The organism is Mesorhizobium sp. WSM4821 (assembly GCF_055901555.1).
Genome location: NZ_CM148371.1, coordinates 1424389 through 1441906, shown reverse-complemented (window position 1 = coordinate 1441906; position 17518 = coordinate 1424389). Strand labels below are relative to the sequence as shown.

Genomic DNA, 17518 nt, shown 5'->3' with positions numbered 1-17518 from the left:
GCCCGGCTCACAGATCGAGCACCAGCCGCTCCGGATCCTCCAGGCTTTCCTTGACGCGGACCAGGAAGGTCACCGCTTCCTTGCCGTCGACGATGCGATGATCGTAGGAGAGCGCCAGGTACATCATCGGCCGGATCACGATCTGGCCGCCGACCACCACCGGCCGCTCCTGAATCTTGTGCATGCCCAGAATGCCCGACTGCGGCGCGTTGAGGATCGGCGTCGACATCAGCGACCCGTAAACGCCGCCGTTGGAAATCGTAAACGTGCCTCCTTGCATATCCGCCACGGAAAGCTTGCCGTCGCGCGCGGCAAGTCCCAGACGGCCGATATCCTTCTCGATCTCGGCGATCGACATCTGGTCGGCGTCGCGCACCACCGGCACGACGAGTCCCTTTTCGGTGCCGACGGCGACGCCGATATGGGCGTAGTTCTTGAAGATGATGTCGGTGCCGTCGATCTCGGCGTTGACGGAAGGTATCTCCTTCAGTGCATGGGTGACGGCCTTGGTGAAGAAGCCCATGAAGCCCAGCTTCACACCGTGCTTCTTCTCGAACACATCCTTGTATTTGGTCCTGAGCGCCATCACCGCGCTCATGTCCACCTCGTTGAAGGTGGTCAGCATGGCGGCGGTCGACTGCGCTTCCTTGAGGCGGCGCGCGATGGTCTGTCGCAGCTTGGTCATGCGCACGCGCTCTTCGCGCGATGCGTCATCGGCCGAGGACGGCGCGCGGGCAGCGACTGGGGCTGCCTTCGGCGTCTCGGCCGGCTGCGACGGCGCGCCCCTGGCAATCGCGTCGAGCACGTCTCCCTTCAGCACCTGGCCGCGCTTGCCTGACCCCGAGATCTGGTCGACCGCGAGATTACTTTCGGCCAGCAGCTTCGCCGCCGCCGGTGCCGGCGGCATCGCCCGCGCCTCGATGGGGCCGGCGTCGCCGGCGATCTTGGCAGTCTCGGCCGCGGCTTGCCTGACGGTCGATGCTGCGGTCGGCGCAGAGGCCTGCGACACCGCGTCCTGCTTTGGTTCGGAAGGCGACGGCTTCGCAGGTTCAGGTGCCGCCGCCTTTGCCCCGTCGCCCGCCGAAATCACGCCGAGCAAAGCGCCGACCTCGACCGTTTCGCCTTCCTTGACGGCGATCTCGCTGAGCGTTCCTGCGGCCGCGGCCGGCACTTCCACAGTCACCTTGTCGGTTTCGAGCTCGACCAGCGGCTCGTCGGTGGCGATCGCGTCGCCCACCTTCTTGAACCATTTGCCGATGGTCGCCTCGGTGACGGATTCGCCAAGGGTGGGGACGCGGATTTCGGTAGCCATTGTGCCTGTCCGTTTTTTCTGTCGGTTCTGTTCTATTCGCCGCACTCTGTTCTATTCACCGAGCGCGTCTTCAAGCAAGGCGGCAAGCTGGGCGAGATGCTTCGACATCAATCCGGTCGCCGGCGAGGCGGCTGCCGGCCGGCCGGTATAGCGCACCCGCTGATGCTTGGCGTCGATATGCGCCAGCACCCATTCCAGATACGGGTCGATGAACGACCAGGCGCCCATGTTCTTGGGCTCCTCCTGGCACCACACCATCTCCGCATTGCGGAAGCGTGACAGCTCGGTGATCAGCGCCTTCGCCGGGAAAGGATAGAGCTGTTCGACGCGCAGCAGATAGATGTCGTTGATGCCGCGCTTTTCGCGCTCCTCGTAGAGGTCGTAATAGACCTTGCCCGAGCAGAGCACGACGCGGCGGATCTTCGAATCCTTGGTGAGCTTGATCGCCTGGCCGGGAAGCTGCTGGGCATCGTCCCACAACAGCCGGTGGAACGCGCTTTCGCCCGACATTTCCGGCAGCGTCGACACCGCCCGCTTGTGACGCAGCAGCGACTTCGGCGTCATCAGGATCAGCGGCTTGCGGAAATCCCGCTTCAGCTGCCGGCGCAGGATGTGGAAGTAGTTCGCCGGCGTCGTGCAATAGGCCACCTGCATGTTGTCTTCGGCGCATAGCTGCAGGAAGCGCTCCAGCCTCGCCGACGAGTGCTCCGGCCCCTGGCCTTCATAGCCATGCGGCAACAGGCAGACGAGGCCCGACATCCTGAGCCACTTGCGCTCGCCCGACGAGATGAACTGATCGAATACCACCTGGGCGCCGTTGGCGAAATCGCCGAACTGAGCCTCCCAGAGCGTCAGTGCTTTCGGCTCGGCCAGGCTGTAGCCATATTCGAAGCCGAGCACGGCCTCTTCCGACAGCATCGAGTTGATGACCTCGAAACCGGCCTGCGCCGCCGACAGATTGTTGAGCGGGATGTAGCGCGTCTCGTCGCGCTGGTCGTAGAGCACGGAGTGGCGTTGCGAGAACGTGCCGCGCTCCGAATCCTGCCCGGACAGCCGGACCGGATTGCCGTCGAGCAGAATGGCGCCGAAGGCCAGCGCCTCGGCCGTCGACCAGTCGATGCCTTCGCCCGACTCGATCGCCTGGCGGCGGTTCTCGAGAAACCGCAGGATCGTCTTGTGCGCCGCGAAATCCTTCGGCACTTCGGTCAGCTTCTTGCCGATCTCCTTCAGCGTCTTGACCGGCACGGCGGTCTTGCCGCGGCGCTGTTCGTCCTGGTTGTCGGCCGTGCGCAGTCCCGACCAGGCGCCGTCCAGCCAGTCGGCCTTGTTGGGCTTGTAATGCTGGCCGACCTCGAATTCCTGCTCGAGATGCGCCCGCCAGTCGGCCTTGAGCTTGTCGAATTCGGCTGGGGTGATGTGGCCCTCGGCGATCAGCCGCTCGGCATAGATCTGCACCGTCGTCTTGTGGCGGCGGATGCTGCTGTACATGATCGGCTGGGTGAAGGCCGGCTCGTCGCCCTCATTGTGGCCGAAGCGGCGGTAGCAGAACATGTCCACCACGACAGGCTTGTGGAACCTCATGCGGAATTCGATCGCCACCTTGGCGGCATGGACAACGGCTTCCGGATCGTCGCCATTGACGTGGAAGATCGGCGCCTCGATCATCTTGGCCACGTCCGACGGATAGGGCGACGAGCGCGAGAAGCGCGGATTGGTGGTGAAGCCGATCTGGTTGTTGATGATGAAATGCAGCGTGCCGGCGACGCGGTGGCCGCGCAGGCCCGAGAGGCCGAGGATCTCGGCAATTACGCCCTGGCCGGCAAAGGCGGCGTCGCCATGCAGGAGCAATGGCAGCACCTTGGCGCGCTCTTCCAGCGGCACGATCTCCTCACGGCTGCGGCCGAACAGCGAGTCCTGCTTGGCCCGCGCCTTGCCCATCACCACCGGATCGACGATTTCCAGATGCGAGGGATTGGCCGTCAGTGACAGGTGCACCTTGTTGCCGTCGAACTCGCGGTCCGAGGAAGCACCGAGATGGTACTTCACGTCGCCCGAGCCCTCGACCTCGTCGGGTGCGGCCGAGCCGCCCTTGAACTCGTGGAAGATGGCGCGGTGCGGCTTGGCCATCACCTGGGAGAGAACGTTCAGCCGGCCGCGATGCGCCATACCGAGCACGATCTCCTTCATGCCGAGCTGCCCGCCGCGCTTGACGATCTGCTCCAATGCCGGGATCAGCGCCTCTGCGCCATCGAGGCCGAAGCGCTTGGTGCCCTTGTACTTGACGTCGATGAACTGCTCGAAGCCTTCGGCCTCGATCAGCTTCTGCAGGATTGCCTTCTTGCCGGTGGCGGTGAAGGAGATCTCCTTGTCGGTGCCCTCGATGCGCGCCTGGATCCAGGCCTTCTCCTCGGGATCGGAAATATGCATGAACTCGACGCCGAGCGTCGAGCAATAGGTGCGGGTCAATATGTCCAGCATCTGCCGGATAGTGCCGAATTCGAGCCCGAGCACATTGTCGAGGAAGATCGGACGATCGTAATCGGCTGATGTGAAGCCGTAGTTTTCCGGCGACAGCTCGTTATAGTCCTCGAGCGGCTTGGCGATGCCGAGCGGGTCGAGATTGGCGTGCAGGTGGCCACGCATGCGGTAGGCGCGGATCATCATGATGGCGCGAACGGAATCGCGCGTGGCCTGATGCACGTCGGCGTCGGAAAGGGCGACGCCGTTGACGACCGCCTTGTCCTGAACCTTCTTCTCGATGTGCTTTTCGACGATGCCCCAATCGCCGTCGAGCGCCGACACTAGTTCGCCATTGGCCTGCAGCGGCCAGGACGGCTTGGCCCATGAGGCGCCCTTGGCATTCTTGCGGACATCGCCGGCATCGTCCTTCAGCGCGGCGAAAAAATCCTGCCATTCGGGGTCGACCGAAGAGGGATCCCCCTCATAGGCGGCATAGAGCGCGTCGATGTAATCGGCATTGCCGCCATAGAGGAAAGAAGTAAGCGAAAATTGGTCGTTGGCCTGATCTTGTCTTGCCATTTTTTCCGCGGAGCCTGGCTCCGTCTCCTTTCAGGGTGAATGGTGAATAGTGAATGGTGAATAGTCAGCCGAAGTTTGGGAACTCCCTTCGCTTCGCATCGCTACTCACCCGTTCTTGCCATTCACTATTCACTAAATTCACTATTCACTAACCTTTGATCGCCTCGACCAGTGTCGTGCCGAGCCGGGCCGGCGACGGCGAAACCTTGATCCCGGCCGATTCCATTGCCGCGATCTTGTCCTCAGCGCCGCCCTTGCCGCCGGAGATGACCGCGCCCGCATGGCCCATGGTACGACCGGCCGGCGCCGTGCGCCCGGCGATGAACCCGGCCATCGGCTTCTTGCGGCCACGCTTGGCTTCGTCCTTGAGGAACTGCGCGGCGTCTTCCTCGGCCGAGCCGCCGATCTCGCCGATCATGATGATCGACTTGGTCTCGTCGTCGGCGAGGAACATCTCCAGCACGTCGATGAACTCAGTGCCTTTGACCGGGTCGCCGCCGATGCCGACGGCGGTGGTCTGGCCGAGGCCGACATTGGTGGTCTGGAACACTGCCTCATAGGTAAGCGTTCCCGAGCGGGAAACAACGCCGACCGAGCCCTTGCGGAAGATGTTGCCGGGCATGATGCCGATCTTGCATTCGTTGGGGGTCAGGACGCCGGGGCAGTTGGGGCCGATGAGCCGCGATGTCGAGCGGTCGAGCCTCGCCTTGACCCTGATCATGTCGATCACCGGGATGCCCTCGGTGATGCAGATGATCAGCGGGATCTCGGCTTCGATCGCCTCCAGGATCGCCTCGGCAGCGCCCGCCGGCGGCACATAGACGACGGACGCGTTGGCACCGGTCGTTGCCTTGCCTTCGGCAACGGTGGCGAAGATCGGCAGGCTCTCGCCCTTGGCGCCGGTCCACGTCTCGCCACCCTTCTTGGGATGGATGCCGCCAACCATTCTTGTCCCGTGATAGGCCAGCGCCTGCTCCGTATGGAACGTGCCGGTCTTGCCGGTCAGGCCCTGCACGAGCACCTTGGTGTTCTTGTCGACGAGAATGGACATTTTTTGCGACCTGATCAGTGAGTGCGGAAGGGGTTGATGGCGACCACGGAGCCGTAAGCCTGCCCGTGGTTGAGGTCTTCGGTGTAAAGTGTCTTGACGCCAAGGCGCTCGGCGGCGGCGATGATCGCGCCATCCCAATATGAAATCTGATATCGCTGCGAGTTTTCGATGCCCCGCATGACGACCGCGCTGTCCAAATCCTGGCAGGGCTTCATGGAGATCGCGGCGATCCACTCAGCCGCCTTCGCTGGCGCCAGTGTGACATCGGCTCGTTTGGTCACGTTCACATAGAACTCCTGCAGCACCTGCGCGGAGGTCGAGTAGTCTTCCTTGGCAATCAACTCCACGGCGCGCTCGTACTTCGCACGCTCGGATTTGTGTCCGATGGCGGCATAGACGAGCACGTTGGTGTCAAGGAAACACTCAGCGATCATAGAGAGCTTCCCGGTTCCACTTCTTGTCGCCCATGTCGCCTGCCGCCTCGCGGGCGAGCTGCAGAAGGGCTTGCCGTGCCTCGTCCTTGGCACGACGCTTCGCGGCCACTGTCGCGAAAAACTCTCGCACCATGGCGTTGACGGTCGTTCGTTGCTCGGCGGCGGTTAGCTTGACCTGCTCCAGAACCTCGTCCTCGACCGCCAGAGTGATGTTCTTCATTTCTCCTTCTCCTGCAAATTCTACACAGTATATGTGTAACTGTGTGGCATTCGCAAGTTCCTACAACCGCTTCAGATCGGCGACGGTGAGGTCGCTTTTGGCGTTGCCGGTGTTGAGCGTCGTCGCCGGCTCGAACATCAGCACCACCGGCTCCTTGCTCAGCGAGCGCGGCCGGTGCTCGACGGCGCGCGGCACGACGATGAACTCGCCGCTGCCTAGCTCCACCGAGCCGTCGCGGAAATCAATGGCGATGCGGCCGCGCAGCACGAGGAACGCCTCGTCCTCGTTTTCATGCGCGTGCCAGTCGAAGACGTCGCCGAACTTGGCGATCTTGACCTGGGAATCGTTGACGTCGCCGGCGATATGCGGGTCGAAGACTTTCCTGATCTTCGCATCCGCCGCCTCGACCAGATTTATCTTGTGCGGAGGCACCAGATCAGCCCTTCACCGCCGCCACGATTTTCTTGGCCGCGTCGTCGAGATCGTCGGCCGAGACGACGTTGAGCCCGCTGTCGTTGATGATCTTCTTGCCGAGTTCGGCATTGGTGCCTTCGAGTCGCACCACCAGCGGCACTTGCAGGCCGACTTCCTTCACCGCCGCGATCACGCCCTCGGCGATGATGTCGCATTTCATGATGCCGCCGAAGATGTTGATCAGGATGCCCTTGACCGCCGGATCCTTGGTGATGATCTTGAACGCCGCCGTCACCTTCTCCTTCGACGCGCCGCCGCCGACATCGAGGAAGTTGGCGGGTTCGGCGCCATAGAGCTTGATGATGTCCATAGTCGCCATGGCGAGGCCGGCGCCGTTGACCATGCAGCCGATATTGCCGTCGAGCGCGACATAGGCGAGGTCGTATTTCGACGCCTCGATCTCCTTCTCGTCCTCTTCGGTGATGTCGCGCAGCTCCATCACGTCGGGATGGCGAAACAGCGCGTTGTTGTCGAACGACACCTTGGCGTCGAGCACGCGCAGCCGGCCGTTTCTCATGACGATCAGCGGGTTGACCTCGAGCAGGCTCATGTCCTTGTCGACGAAGGCCTTGTAGAGGATCGGGAACAGCGTCTCGCCGTCCTTGGCGGCGTCGCCGTCGAGCTTCAGCGCGCCGTTGAGTTCTTTCAGATCATCCGCCGACACGCCTTTTTCCGGGTCGATGGCGACGGTGATGATCTTTTCCGGCGTGTCATGGGCGACCGCCTCGATGTCCATGCCGCCCTCCGTCGAAACGACGAAGGCGATGCGGCCGACCGAGCGGTCGACCAGCAGCGACAGATAGAGCTCGCGCTCGATGTCGGCGCCGTCCTCGATATAGAGGCGGTTGACCTGCTTGCCCGCCGGGCCGGTCTGCTTGGTGACCAGCGTGTGGCCGAGCATCTCGTTGGCGTTGGCAACGACGTCGGCCACCGACTTCGCCAGCCGCACGCCGCCCTTGGCGTCGGGGCCGAGCTCCTTGAATTTGCCCTTGCCGCGGCCGCCGGCATGGATCTGGCTCTTCACCACATAGAGCGGGCCGGGCAGCGCCTTGGCGGCGGCTTCCGCCTCGCTTGCCGCGAACACCGGCACGCCTTCGGCCACCGGCGCGCCAAAGCCCTTCAGCAGCGCCTTGCCCTGATATTCATGGATGTTCATGTGCGTTGTCTCCAGATCAATTGCTGGGGGATCACTTGGCGGCGAGATGCGGAGCGATGTTGACGCAGGCCTCGCACAGGCCCTGCACCGCCGCCACCGAATTGTCGAACATCTTCTGCTCGGCCTTGCTGAGGTCTATCTCGATGACGCGCTCGACGCCACCGGCGCCGATCACCACCGGCACGCCGACATAGGTGTTCTTGACGCCGTACTGGCCGGAGAGATGCGCGGCACAGGGCAGCACGCGCTTCTTGTCCTTGAGGTAGGCCTCGGCCATCGAGATCGCCGAGGCGGCCGGCGCGTAGAAGGCCGAGCCGGTCTTGAGCAGGCCGACGATCTCGGCGCCGCCGTCGCGGGTGCGCTGCACGATCTGGTCGAGCTTTTCCTTCGAGGTCCAGCCCATCTTGATGAGGTCGGGCAGCGGAATGCCGGCGACCGTCGAATAGCGGATCATCGGCACCATGGAATCGCCATGGCCGCCGAGCACGAAGGCGGTGACATCCTCGACCGACACCTTGAATTCCTCGGCCAGGAAATAGCGGAAGCGCGAGCTGTCCAGCACGCCGGCCATGCCGACGACATGGCTCTTCGGCAGCCCGGAGAACTTCTGCAGCGCCCAGACCATGGCGTCGAGCGGGTTGGTGATGCAGATAACGAAGGCTTTCGGCGCGTATTTCTTGAGACCCGCGCCAACCTGCTCCATGACCTTCAGGTTGATGCCGAGAAGGTCGTCGCGGCTCATGCCGGGCTTGCGCGGCACGCCGGCGGTGACGATGCAGACGTCGGCCCCCTCGATGCCGGCATAGTCGTTGACGCCCGTCAGCCTGGAGTCGAACCCGTCGACCGGCGACGACTGCGCGATATCAAGCCCCTTGCCTTGCGGGATACCCTCGGCGATGTCGAACAGCACGACGTCGCCGAGATCCTTGAGGCCGATCATGTGGGCGAGCGTGCCGCCGATCATCCCCGAGCCGATGAGCGCTATCTTGTTGCGTGCCATGTCAGGATGTTTTCCCTTTAGACTGTGACGCCCCAAATCTTGAACGACTTGGATAACGGCGTCGAGGAAGGAGCCGGATGCTGCGGGAAAGCCGCGAGATTTCGCCGCACCCAATAGCCCCGGCGCAAAAGAAATTCAAACGGTTATTTTAGAGTGAATAATTTCAATCGGTTAGAAACAAAGGGAATTACGTAAACGTCAAAATAATTACGCCACTTGAGAGACGTTACATAATGAAGATGGAAACAAGAAGGCTATTTCCTGGCGATGACGCCTTTGTGACCGGTCGCCGAGCGGCGTCGACGAACCGGTGAGGCCAGACCGCCTTTCCGCCTATCTCGCTCGCCAGGTCATTTCACGATCGCGGCGCTTTTCAGTGACATGGTCGTCGGGCAGTGCGCGGCCGTCATCCACCGCCATCCGGACAAGGTGAGCGAACTCTACATCGATGAAGTCGGCGTGGCGTCGGCCTTTCGGCGCCAGGGCATCGCGACGAGAATGCTCGACGCCATATTTGAGCTCGGCCGCGAGCATGGCTGCAAGGAGGCCTGGGTCGGCACCGAGCCGGGCAATGTTGCGGCGCGCGCGCTTTACGAGGCGGGCAAGGAGCCGCATGGCGAAGCGGAGGAGTTTGTGATTTATGTTTATGAGCTCAGAGGTTAGCCGAAACCACTCCACCTTCGTCATCCTAGGGCGGAGCAGGAGCGAAGCGACGTCGCGAAGACCCTAGCATGACGAACGCATGGTGGCTAAGCCCGAACCTGCTGCGCTTCCGCCGGCGTCGCCCTCGCCCTCTGCCGTTCCGCCCAGTCCTCCAGCCATTCGTGGCTCTGCATCTCGATCAGCCGTGACGCCGTGCGCTCGAACTCGAAGACCTCGTTGCCGCGCCTGGCCGTATAAAGCTGCGGCGGCGGTGCAGCGGCGCTCATCACCAGCCGCACATAATGGTCGTAGAGCGTGTCGATCAGCAGGATGAAGCGCTTTGCCTCGTTGCGGCTGCCTTCGCCGAGCACCGGCACACGGTCGATGAAGATGGTCGAGAAGCGGTTGGCAATCGCCAGGAAATCGCGGGCGCCGAGCGGTTTTTCGCAGAGATCGGCAAAGGAAAACCGCGCCGCTTCGCCGGCGGCACGCGGCACGACGACCTGTCGACCCTTTACCGTCAGCGCTGCCTCGGCCGTCGGCCTGCCATGCGTCATCACGTTCCACGCCTCGTCGAGGGCGGCATCGGCCGCGCCATCTGCGGGGGTAACATAGACCGGCATGCGGCTGAGCTTGTCCAGCCGGTAGTCCTTGTCGGCGTCCAGCGCCAGCACCTGCGCATGCCGCTCCAGGATGCCGATGAAGGGTAGGAAAAGCTTGCGGTTCAACCCGTCGCGGTAGAGATCTTCCGGCGCGACATTGGAGGTGGCGACCAGCACGACGCCGTTGGCAAACAGCGCCGAAAACAGCCGCGACAGGATCATCGCGTCGGCGATGTCGGTGACGGAAAACTCGTCGAAACACAGTACCCAGGCTTCCTCAGCCAGCGCGCGCGCCACTGGCGCGATCGGGTCGTCTTCCCTGACGGTGCCCTCTTTACGCGCCTGCCGGTGCTTCTGGATGCGATCCTGCACATCGGCCATGAAGTCGTTGAAATGCACACGGCGCTTGCGCCTGACCGGCACCAGCTCGAAGAACATGTCCATCAGCATGGTCTTGCCGCGGCCGACGCCGCCGTGGATGTAGAGGCCCTTGACCTCGCGCTTGCGCGCGAACAGCCACCCTAGCGCGCTCGATTTGTGCGCCAACCGCTTTGCCGAAATCTCATCGATCAGCCGGTCGAGGTCAGCAGTGATCCGCTCCTGCGCCGGATCGCGGCCAATCAGGCCCGTATCGACCAAATGGTCGTAGCGCTGCCGGACGGTCGCATGGGTCTGAAGGCCGTCACGCAGATGCATCGGTCACGTCGTTCTAGAGCAATTCCGGGAAAAGTGTGTAGCGGTTTTCCGTCCGGAATTGCGTAAAAACAAATAAGGGGCGGTCAGCCTACCTTGTAAGCGAGATTGGCAGGCCATTGGAAGTCTGGCCGTCGAATTTCTCTCCGCCCGAGGAATAGAGCCGTGCCAGCGTACCGCCATTCTCGTCGTACAGGGTCAACTGCTTGCCGGCGACGTTCCAGGATTTGATGCCGTCGATCGGCGCCGGGCAATGCAGCGGTCCAGCCCTATAGCCGGCACCGAATTTGGTCTGCGGCGTCGCCACCTGGCAGCTCTGGCCGGACACGCTGGCCTTCCACACGCCGGCGACGCTGCCTGCGGTAAGATCCGGGGCTCCGGCCGGAGCCGTCCCGTCCGGCGGCAGCGAGGCGACCTGAGGATCGAGCGTGCCTTGTGGCGCCGTCGGGAATTTCGACGGGTCGGCTGTGCCAGGCGCTGCCGGCGGCGGCAACTGATTTCCCGTCACCTTGCCGGAGGGCGCAGCTTGCAGCGGCGCCGGCTGGTCCTGGTCCATCGACGAGAACCGTGAGGTTGAGCAGCCGCTCGCAACGAGCGCGGCAAGCGATACGGCCAGCAGACCGGTCTTCGAAAAATTCATTTCAAACCTCCGTGGGATCCGGCTGGGGCTGCGGCCACACAATCTCTCCCCCACCAAGATGGAGAAGGTGGCGAAATTTCAACCCGATATGGTTAAAATACTATTTGCAGCAGCATCTGTTGCAACTTTATCACAAACTGCATGCCGCCCAAAGCCTGCCAGTCGGGCTTGACCCCGAGCCTGCGCAGCGGTTTGCCTGGACAGGTGCCCTTGGCATTCCGGTCGCCAAACGCTTGCGCCGGCCGGCGCAAGCCCTATCTCTGATGAAACGGAACCCTGCCGGAGGCGAAACTTTGGCTGCGAGAAAAAGAGCCGCCAATCGCTACTACAGCGGCCCGCCCAGCGATCATTTCGACGGCACCTTGTTCTTCAATCCCGACGGCAAGCCGCCTGGCCGTTTTTCCGATCTCTTGAAGTGGCAGTTGGGCGGCGAACGCGCGAAATGGCCGGCGGCGAATCCAAGTCCGTTTCCGCAGGCGAAACCGGCTGAGCGGATCGACGGCTCGGGATTGAGGCCCACCATGGTCGGCCATTCCTCGCTGCTCATCCAGACAGCCGGCCTGAGCATCCTCACCGACCCGGTCTGGTCGCGGCGCGTTTCTCCGCTCTCCTTTGCCGGGCCGAAACGGGTCAATCCGCCGGGAATCGCCTTTTCCAACCTGCCGCCGATCGACCTTGTATTGGTCAGCCACAACCACTACGACCATCTCGATCTCGCCACGCTGAAGCGGCTGAAGACCAAGCACGACCCGGTGGTGCTGACGCCGCTCGGCAACGACGCCATCATCGACGATGTCCTTCCCGGCATGCGGCTCTCCGTACATGACTGGGGCGACCGGGTCGATTTCGGCGGCGGCGTCGCCGTCCATGTCGAGCCGGTGCATCACTGGTCGGCGCGCGGCACCCGCGACCGGCGCATGGCGCTGTGGGCGGGTTTTGTGGTCGAGACGCCGGGCGGAAAGGTCTACTTCGCCGGCGACACCGGCTTCCACGACGGCATTAACTACCGGCTGATGGCCGAAAGGCACGGCGGCTTCCGTCTCGCCGTCCTCCCGATCGGCGCGTACGAGCCGCGCTGGTTCATGGCGCCACACCACCAGAACCCGGAGGAGGCGGTGCAGGGTATGCTTTTGTGCAACGCCGCCCACGCCGCCGGCTGCCATTGGGGCACGTTCCGGCTCACCAATGAGCCGATCGACGAGCCGGCCAGAAAGCTTGGCGAGGCTCTCGACGAGCAAGGTGTTCCGCGCGAACGCTTTCGCGCCTTGCGTCCCGGCGAGGTATGGGACGTGCCGGCGGTCTAAGCGACCAACGTCCGGGAAGCGGAACGCATAGGCGGAACCCAGGGCATCGTGGATGCGTTGGTGGGGCATCCAAACTTGTCGGCTGCGAGGTTTTTCTAATGATCAAATGGATCATCATTCTTCTGATCATCGCGGCCGCGGCCAGCCTGCTCGGCATGCCGGCATTGGCCGGAGCCGCCGCCACCGGCGCCCGTATTCTCATCGGCATCGTACTGATCATCTTCCTGCTAATCGTGCTTGGTGTATTCGCGGTGACGTAGACGCGGCCGCACTGGTAATTTCAGCCGCTATCCGCCATATAGGCGGCAAACCGGCATGAGACCTTTCGATCGATGGCAAGTACTGCCCCCTTCGCCAAGATGAACGGCATCGGCAACGAGATCATCGTTGCCGACATGCGCGGTCGCGCCGATCGAGTGACGCCAGCTGCCGCCATTGCGCTCAATGGCGATGCTGCCACGAAATTCGATCAGATCATGGCGATCCACGACGCCAGGACGCCGGGCACGGCCTTTTTCATCGACATCCTGAATTCCGACGGAACCGGCGCGCAGGCCTGCGGCAACGGCATGCGCTGCGTGGTGCAGGCGCTTGCCGCCGAGACCGGCCAGAAGGCGTTCGCCTTTGAGACCGTCGCCGGCATCCTAAACGCCGAAGAACATGCCGACGGGCTGATCTCGGTCGACATGGGCAAGCCGCGTTTCGGCTGGCAGGACATTCCGCTGGCCGAGGAATTCCGCGATACCCGCATGATCGAGCTGCAGGTCGGCCCGATCGACGCGCCGGAGCTGCATTCGCCGTCGGCCGTCTCGATGGGCAATCCGCATGCCATCTTCTGGGTCGACCGCGACGTCTGGTCCTACGAGCTCGACCGTTTCGGCCCCCTGCTCGAAAACCACCCGATCTTCCCCGAACGCGCCAATATCACCATTGCGCGGGTGACCTCGCCCGAGACGATGGTCATCCGCACCTGGGAGCGCGGCGCCGGCCTGACCAAGGCCTGCGGCTCGGCCGCTTGTGCCGCCGTCGTTGCTGCCGCTCGCACTAGGCGGACCGGACGCAGCGTCTCTCTGGTGACGCCCGGCGGCGGCTCCTTGCATGTCGAATGGCGCGGCGACGACCACGTCATCCTAACCGGTGCCGCGGAATGGGAATTTTCCGGCAGCTTCGATCCGTCGACCGGCATGTGGGCCCGCGACAGCGAAAGCGCCGCCTGATGCCCGCTTCGCCCAAGATGGGGGTTGACGTCGTCACCTTCGGCTGCCGGCTGAACACCTACGAATCCGAGGTGATGCGCAGCGAGGCGGAAAGCGCCGGCCTTGGCGCGCTGGAAGGCGGCGCCATCATCTTCAACACCTGCGCCGTCACCGGCGAGGCGGTTCGCCAGGCAAAACAGTCGATCAGGAAGGCTCGCCGCGAGAACCCGACTGCCCGTATCATCGTCACCGGCTGCGCCGCGCAGATCGAGCCAGAGAATTTCGTCGCCATGGACGAAGTCGATCTCGTGCTCGGCAATGAGGAGAAGCTGAGAGCACATTCCTATCGCGCGCTGCCGGATTTCGGCGTCAACGACACCGAAAAGGCCCGCGTCAACGATATCTTTTCGGTACGCGAGACGGCCGGCCATATGGTCGACGCCATCGAGGGCCGGGCGCGGGCCTTCGTCCAGGTGCAGAACGGCTGCGACCATCGCTGCACCTTCTGCATCATCCCCTACGGCCGCGGCAATTCGCGCTCGGTGCCGATGGGCGCCGTGGTCGAGCAGGTCAAGCGGCTGAGCGGCAATGGCTATGCCGAGATCGTGCTGACCGGCGTCGACATGACCAGTTTCGGCGCCGACCTGCCTGGCAGCCCGAAACTAGGCAAATTGGTCAAGGCAATCCTGAAGCAGGTGCCCGACGTAAAACGCCTGCGCCTCTCCTCCATCGATTCGATCGAAGCCGATGACGACTTGCTCGAGGCCATCGCCACCGAGCCCAGGCTGATGCCGCATCTGCATCTGTCGTTGCAGGCGGGCGACGACATGATCCTGAAGCGGATGAAGCGCCGGCACAACCGGGATCAGTCGATCCGTTTTTGCAAGGATGTGCGCAAATTACGCTCCGGCATCGTCTTCGGCGCCGACATCATCGCCGGCTTCCCGACCGAGACGGACGCCATGTTCGAGAATTCGCTGAAGATCGTCGAGGAATGCGGGTTGACGCATCTCCACGTCTTCCCTTTTTCGCCGCGCGAAGGCACGCCCGCCGCGCGCATGCCGCAGCTTCGCCGCGAGGTGGTCAAGCAGCGCGCGGCACGGCTGCGCGCGGTCGGCGACGCCGCCTATCATAGCCACCTTTCCTCGCTCACCGGGTCGCGCCAGTCGATCCTGGTCGAGCGCGAAGGGCTCGGCCGCACCGAAGGCTTCACGCTTGCCCAGGTCTCCGCGGGCGCGCCGGGCGAAATCGTCGAGGCTGATATCGCCGGCCATGACGGCGCCCGCCTGATCGCGGCGCCGCTTGCCGCCCGCGCCGCCTGAGACGCAAGAACATGGCTGGTTTTTTCAAGAAGATATTTTCGTTCGGCAAGAAGGAAGTCGAGGAGCGGATCGACGAGTCAGCACCGCTGCCGCCGATCAAATGGGATGCGCTGGAGGCGCTGAAGCCAGCCGCCGAGCGGGCCGTTCCGGAATTGCTGAAGCACGAGGAGCCGGAGGCGGAAGCCGCACCGGCTGTCGAGCCGGAGGCCGCGCCGCGACCGGCGCCCGTCAAGGAGCCTGCGCCGACCATTGCGCCCGAGCCGGAGGTACAGCCGGAGCCTGCTCCAGTCGAGGAGCCGAAGCCCGAGCCTGAAATCCAGACAGAGCCTGCTCCGGTCGAGGAGCTGCAGCCGCCGGAGCCGGAAATCGAAGAGATCCCGGCCGCCGCTGCCGTCAGCCCTGAGCCAGTTCCTGCACCAGAACCGGAAACTCCAGAGCCAGAGCCGACGCAGCCAGAGATCGTCCAGGCCGAGCTTCCGTCATCAATGGCGCCCCCCTCTCCACGGGGTGAGGAGCAGCGCGAACCTCTGCGAGATACCGCCGCGCCCGCCGAGGCTCCCTCGACAGCACCGGAGCCTGCAGCGCCGCCGGCCGAAATAGCGCCCCCCATTCGCCAGCCCGCGCCGGTCGAAACGCAGCCGATCCTCGACGAGATCGCGCCCGAACCTCACGCCGTACCGCAACCGGAGCCAAAACCTGCTCCCGCCCCCGGCAAGGTGACGGTCACCAAGAAAGTCGAGCAGAAAGCCGAGCCGCAGAAGGCGCCGGAACCGGCACCGAAACGCTCCTGGTTCCAGCGCATGAAGGAGGGGCTCGCCCGCTCTTCCCGGGAACTGTCCGGCAACATCGCCGGCGTCTTCACCAAGCGCAAGCTCGACGAGGACACGCTGCAGGATCTGGAGGACGTGCTGATCCGTGCCGATCTTGGCATGGAGACGGCATTGCGCATCACCGATTCGCTGGCCGCCAGCCGCTACGGCAAGGATGTCTCCGAGACGGAAGTTCGCGCCATCATGGCGACCGAAGTGGAGAAGGTGCTGACCCATGTCGCGATGCCGCTGGAGCTCGACCTCAGCCACAAGCCGCATGTCATCCTGGTCGTCGGCGTCAACGGCACCGGCAAGACCACGACCATCGGCAAGCTGGCGGCAAAGCTCACCGACGGCGGGCTGTCGGTGATGCTCGCCGCCGGCGACACGTTCCGCGCCGCGGCAATAGAGCAGTTGAAGATCTGGGGCGAGCGCACCAAGTCGCCAGTCGTCGCCTCGAAGCTTGGCGCCGATGCGGCAGGCCTCGCCTACGACGCCTTCGAACAGGCCAAACAGGCCGGTTCCGACGTGCTGATCGTCGACACAGCCGGGCGACTGCAGAACAAGACCGAACTGATGGCGGAACTGGAAAAGATCGTGCGGGTTCTGGGCAAGCTCGACCCGGAGGCGCCGCACACCGTGCTGCAGACGGTCGACGCCACCACCGGCCAGAACGCGCTCAACCAGGTCGAGATCTTCCGCAACGTCGCCGGCGTCAACGGCCTGGTGATGACCAAGCTGGACGGCACGGCGCGCGGCGGTATTCTGGTGGCGATTGCGGCAAAGCACAAACTGCCGGTCTATTTCATCGGCGTCGGCGAGCAGGTCGACGACCTCGAACCATTCTCCGCAAGCGAATTCGCCAAGGCAATCGCTGGAGTGGCGTAACAAGCGTGGTCCCCAAGAGTTGCAACTCATTTGAATAGGATCATGTGCAAGAAGGAAGCCTATGAACCCGCCCATCCTCGAACGCGACCCGTCCGATCCACAGAAGCAGAAAAGGGAAGGCGTCAATCCGCTGCTCAAGCTGATGCTGGAGCTCGGCCCACTGCTGGTGTTCTTCTTTGCCAACGCGCGCGGCGAATGGCTGGCGCAGAAATTTCCGGCGCTGGCCGAATTCGGCGGGCCGATCTTCGTCGCCACCGGCCTGTTCATGGCCGCGACGGCGATCGCGCTGGTGGCTTCCTGGCTGCTCACCCGCACCTTGCCGATTATGCCGATGGTATCGGGCGTCGTCGTCTTCGTCTTCGGCGCGCTGACGCTCTACCTGCAGGACGACATCTTCATCAAGATGAAGCCGACCATCGTCAACACGCTGTTCGGCGGCGTGCTGCTCGGCGGCCTGTTCTTCGGCAAGTCGCTGCTCGGCTACGTCTTCGATTCGGCGTTCAGCCTCGATGCCGAGGGCTGGAAGAAACTCACCCTCCGCTGGGGTCTGTTTTTCCTATTTCTAGCCCTTGTCAACGAGGTGGTCTGGCGGAATTTTTCCACCGACGCTTGGGTTACCTTCAAGGTCTGGGGCATCATGCCGATCACGCTTCTTTTCACCTTCAGCCAGATGCCGCTGATCATGCGCCATTCGCTGGAAGGCAAGACCGGAAAAGAAGAGAAGGCCGGCAAGTAA

Annotated in this window: 17 protein-coding genes; 7 read left to right on the top strand and 10 right to left on the bottom strand. The window is 63.4% G+C overall.

Annotated elements, in window-relative coordinates; all coding sequences use genetic code 11:
• Positions 1-7 precede the first annotated feature (7 nt).
• From odhB to mdh, 8 genes are all read right to left on the bottom strand, one after another.
• On the bottom strand, positions 8-1312 hold the full coding sequence (gene odhB / locus AC0NID_RS06780) for a 2-oxoglutarate dehydrogenase complex dihydrolipoyllysine-residue succinyltransferase (protein ID WP_473452057.1): 1305 nt from the start codon (positions 1310-1312) through the stop codon (positions 8-10).
• A gap of 51 nt (positions 1313-1363) precedes the next feature.
• On the bottom strand, positions 1364-4351 hold the full coding sequence (locus AC0NID_RS06775) for a 2-oxoglutarate dehydrogenase E1 component (protein WP_473452055.1): 2988 nt from the start codon (positions 4349-4351) through the stop codon (positions 1364-1366).
• A gap of 148 nt (positions 4352-4499) precedes the next feature.
• Positions 4500-5402 (bottom strand): succinate--CoA ligase subunit alpha, encoded by a 903-nt coding sequence (gene sucD / locus AC0NID_RS06770; RefSeq protein ID WP_473452053.1) that lies wholly within the window; start codon positions 5400-5402, stop codon positions 4500-4502.
• Positions 5403-5416: 14 nt separating this feature from the next.
• On the bottom strand, positions 5417-5806 hold the full coding sequence (locus tag AC0NID_RS06765) for a PIN domain-containing protein (protein WP_474033420.1): 390 nt from the start codon (positions 5804-5806) through the stop codon (positions 5417-5419).
• 19 nt (positions 5807-5825) lie between these two features.
• The gene (locus AC0NID_RS06760; protein WP_473452049.1) at positions 5826-6056 is read right to left on the bottom strand and encodes a hypothetical protein; all 231 of its coding nucleotides are present in this window, start codon (positions 6054-6056) and stop codon (positions 5826-5828) included.
• A 60-nt stretch (positions 6057-6116) separates the two neighbouring features.
• Positions 6117-6488, bottom strand: a complete 372-nt coding sequence (locus AC0NID_RS06755) for a cupin domain-containing protein (protein WP_473452048.1) — start codon at positions 6486-6488, stop codon at positions 6117-6119.
• Between the two features lie 4 nt (positions 6489-6492).
• On the bottom strand, positions 6493-7686 hold the full coding sequence (gene sucC, locus AC0NID_RS06750; protein ID WP_473452046.1) for an ADP-forming succinate--CoA ligase subunit beta: 1194 nt from the start codon (positions 7684-7686) through the stop codon (positions 6493-6495).
• A gap of 31 nt (positions 7687-7717) precedes the next feature.
• Complete coding sequence (gene mdh, locus AC0NID_RS06745; protein ID WP_145718729.1) at positions 7718-8686, bottom strand: malate dehydrogenase; 969 nt, start codon at positions 8684-8686, stop codon at positions 7718-7720.
• Positions 8687-9067: 381 nt separating this feature from the next.
• Between mdh and AC0NID_RS06740 the strand changes: the two genes are divergently transcribed.
• Positions 9068-9349, top strand: coding sequence for a GNAT family N-acetyltransferase (locus AC0NID_RS06740; RefSeq protein ID WP_473452044.1), 282 nt, complete (start codon positions 9068-9070; stop codon positions 9347-9349).
• 86 nt (positions 9350-9435) lie between these two features.
• Here AC0NID_RS06740 and zapE read toward each other — a convergent pair whose 3' ends face one another.
• A complete protein-coding gene (gene zapE / locus AC0NID_RS06735) occupies positions 9436-10626 on the bottom strand; it encodes a cell division protein ZapE (RefSeq protein ID WP_473452043.1) in 1191 nt (396 codons plus the stop codon).
• A gap of 88 nt (positions 10627-10714) precedes the next feature.
• Complete coding sequence (locus AC0NID_RS06730; protein ID WP_473452042.1) at positions 10715-11263, bottom strand: AprI/Inh family metalloprotease inhibitor; 549 nt, start codon at positions 11261-11263, stop codon at positions 10715-10717.
• Positions 11264-11526: 263 nt separating this feature from the next.
• On the opposite strand from AC0NID_RS06730, the gene AC0NID_RS06725 reads away from it, so the two are divergent.
• The 6 genes from AC0NID_RS06725 to AC0NID_RS06700 all read left to right on the top strand — a co-directional run bounded on the left by AC0NID_RS06725 (position 11527) and on the right by AC0NID_RS06700 (position 17518).
• Positions 11527-12567 (top strand): MBL fold metallo-hydrolase, encoded by a 1041-nt coding sequence (locus AC0NID_RS06725; protein ID WP_473452040.1) that lies wholly within the window; start codon positions 11527-11529, stop codon positions 12565-12567.
• Positions 12568-12665: 98 nt separating this feature from the next.
• Positions 12666-12827, top strand: coding sequence for a DUF1328 family protein (locus tag AC0NID_RS06720; RefSeq protein ID WP_040987840.1), 162 nt, complete (start codon positions 12666-12668; stop codon positions 12825-12827).
• 72 nt (positions 12828-12899) lie between these two features.
• Entirely contained in the window at positions 12900-13784 is an 885-nt protein-coding gene (gene dapF / locus AC0NID_RS06715) for a diaminopimelate epimerase (protein ID WP_473452038.1), read from the top strand.
• Positions 13785-13801: 17 nt separating this feature from the next.
• Positions 13802-15085 carry a tRNA (N(6)-L-threonylcarbamoyladenosine(37)-C(2))-methylthiotransferase MtaB gene (mtaB, locus tag AC0NID_RS06710; protein WP_473452639.1) on the top strand — a complete coding sequence of 428 codons (1284 nt, stop codon included), beginning with the start codon at positions 13802-13804 and terminating at the stop codon, positions 15083-15085.
• A gap of 11 nt (positions 15086-15096) precedes the next feature.
• Positions 15097-16782, top strand: coding sequence for a signal recognition particle-docking protein FtsY (gene ftsY, locus AC0NID_RS06705; RefSeq protein WP_473452036.1), 1686 nt, complete (start codon positions 15097-15099; stop codon positions 16780-16782).
• A gap of 61 nt (positions 16783-16843) precedes the next feature.
• Positions 16844-17518: a septation protein A gene (locus AC0NID_RS06700; RefSeq protein ID WP_473452034.1), complete on the top strand. Its 675-nt coding sequence runs from the start codon at positions 16844-16846 to the stop codon at positions 17516-17518.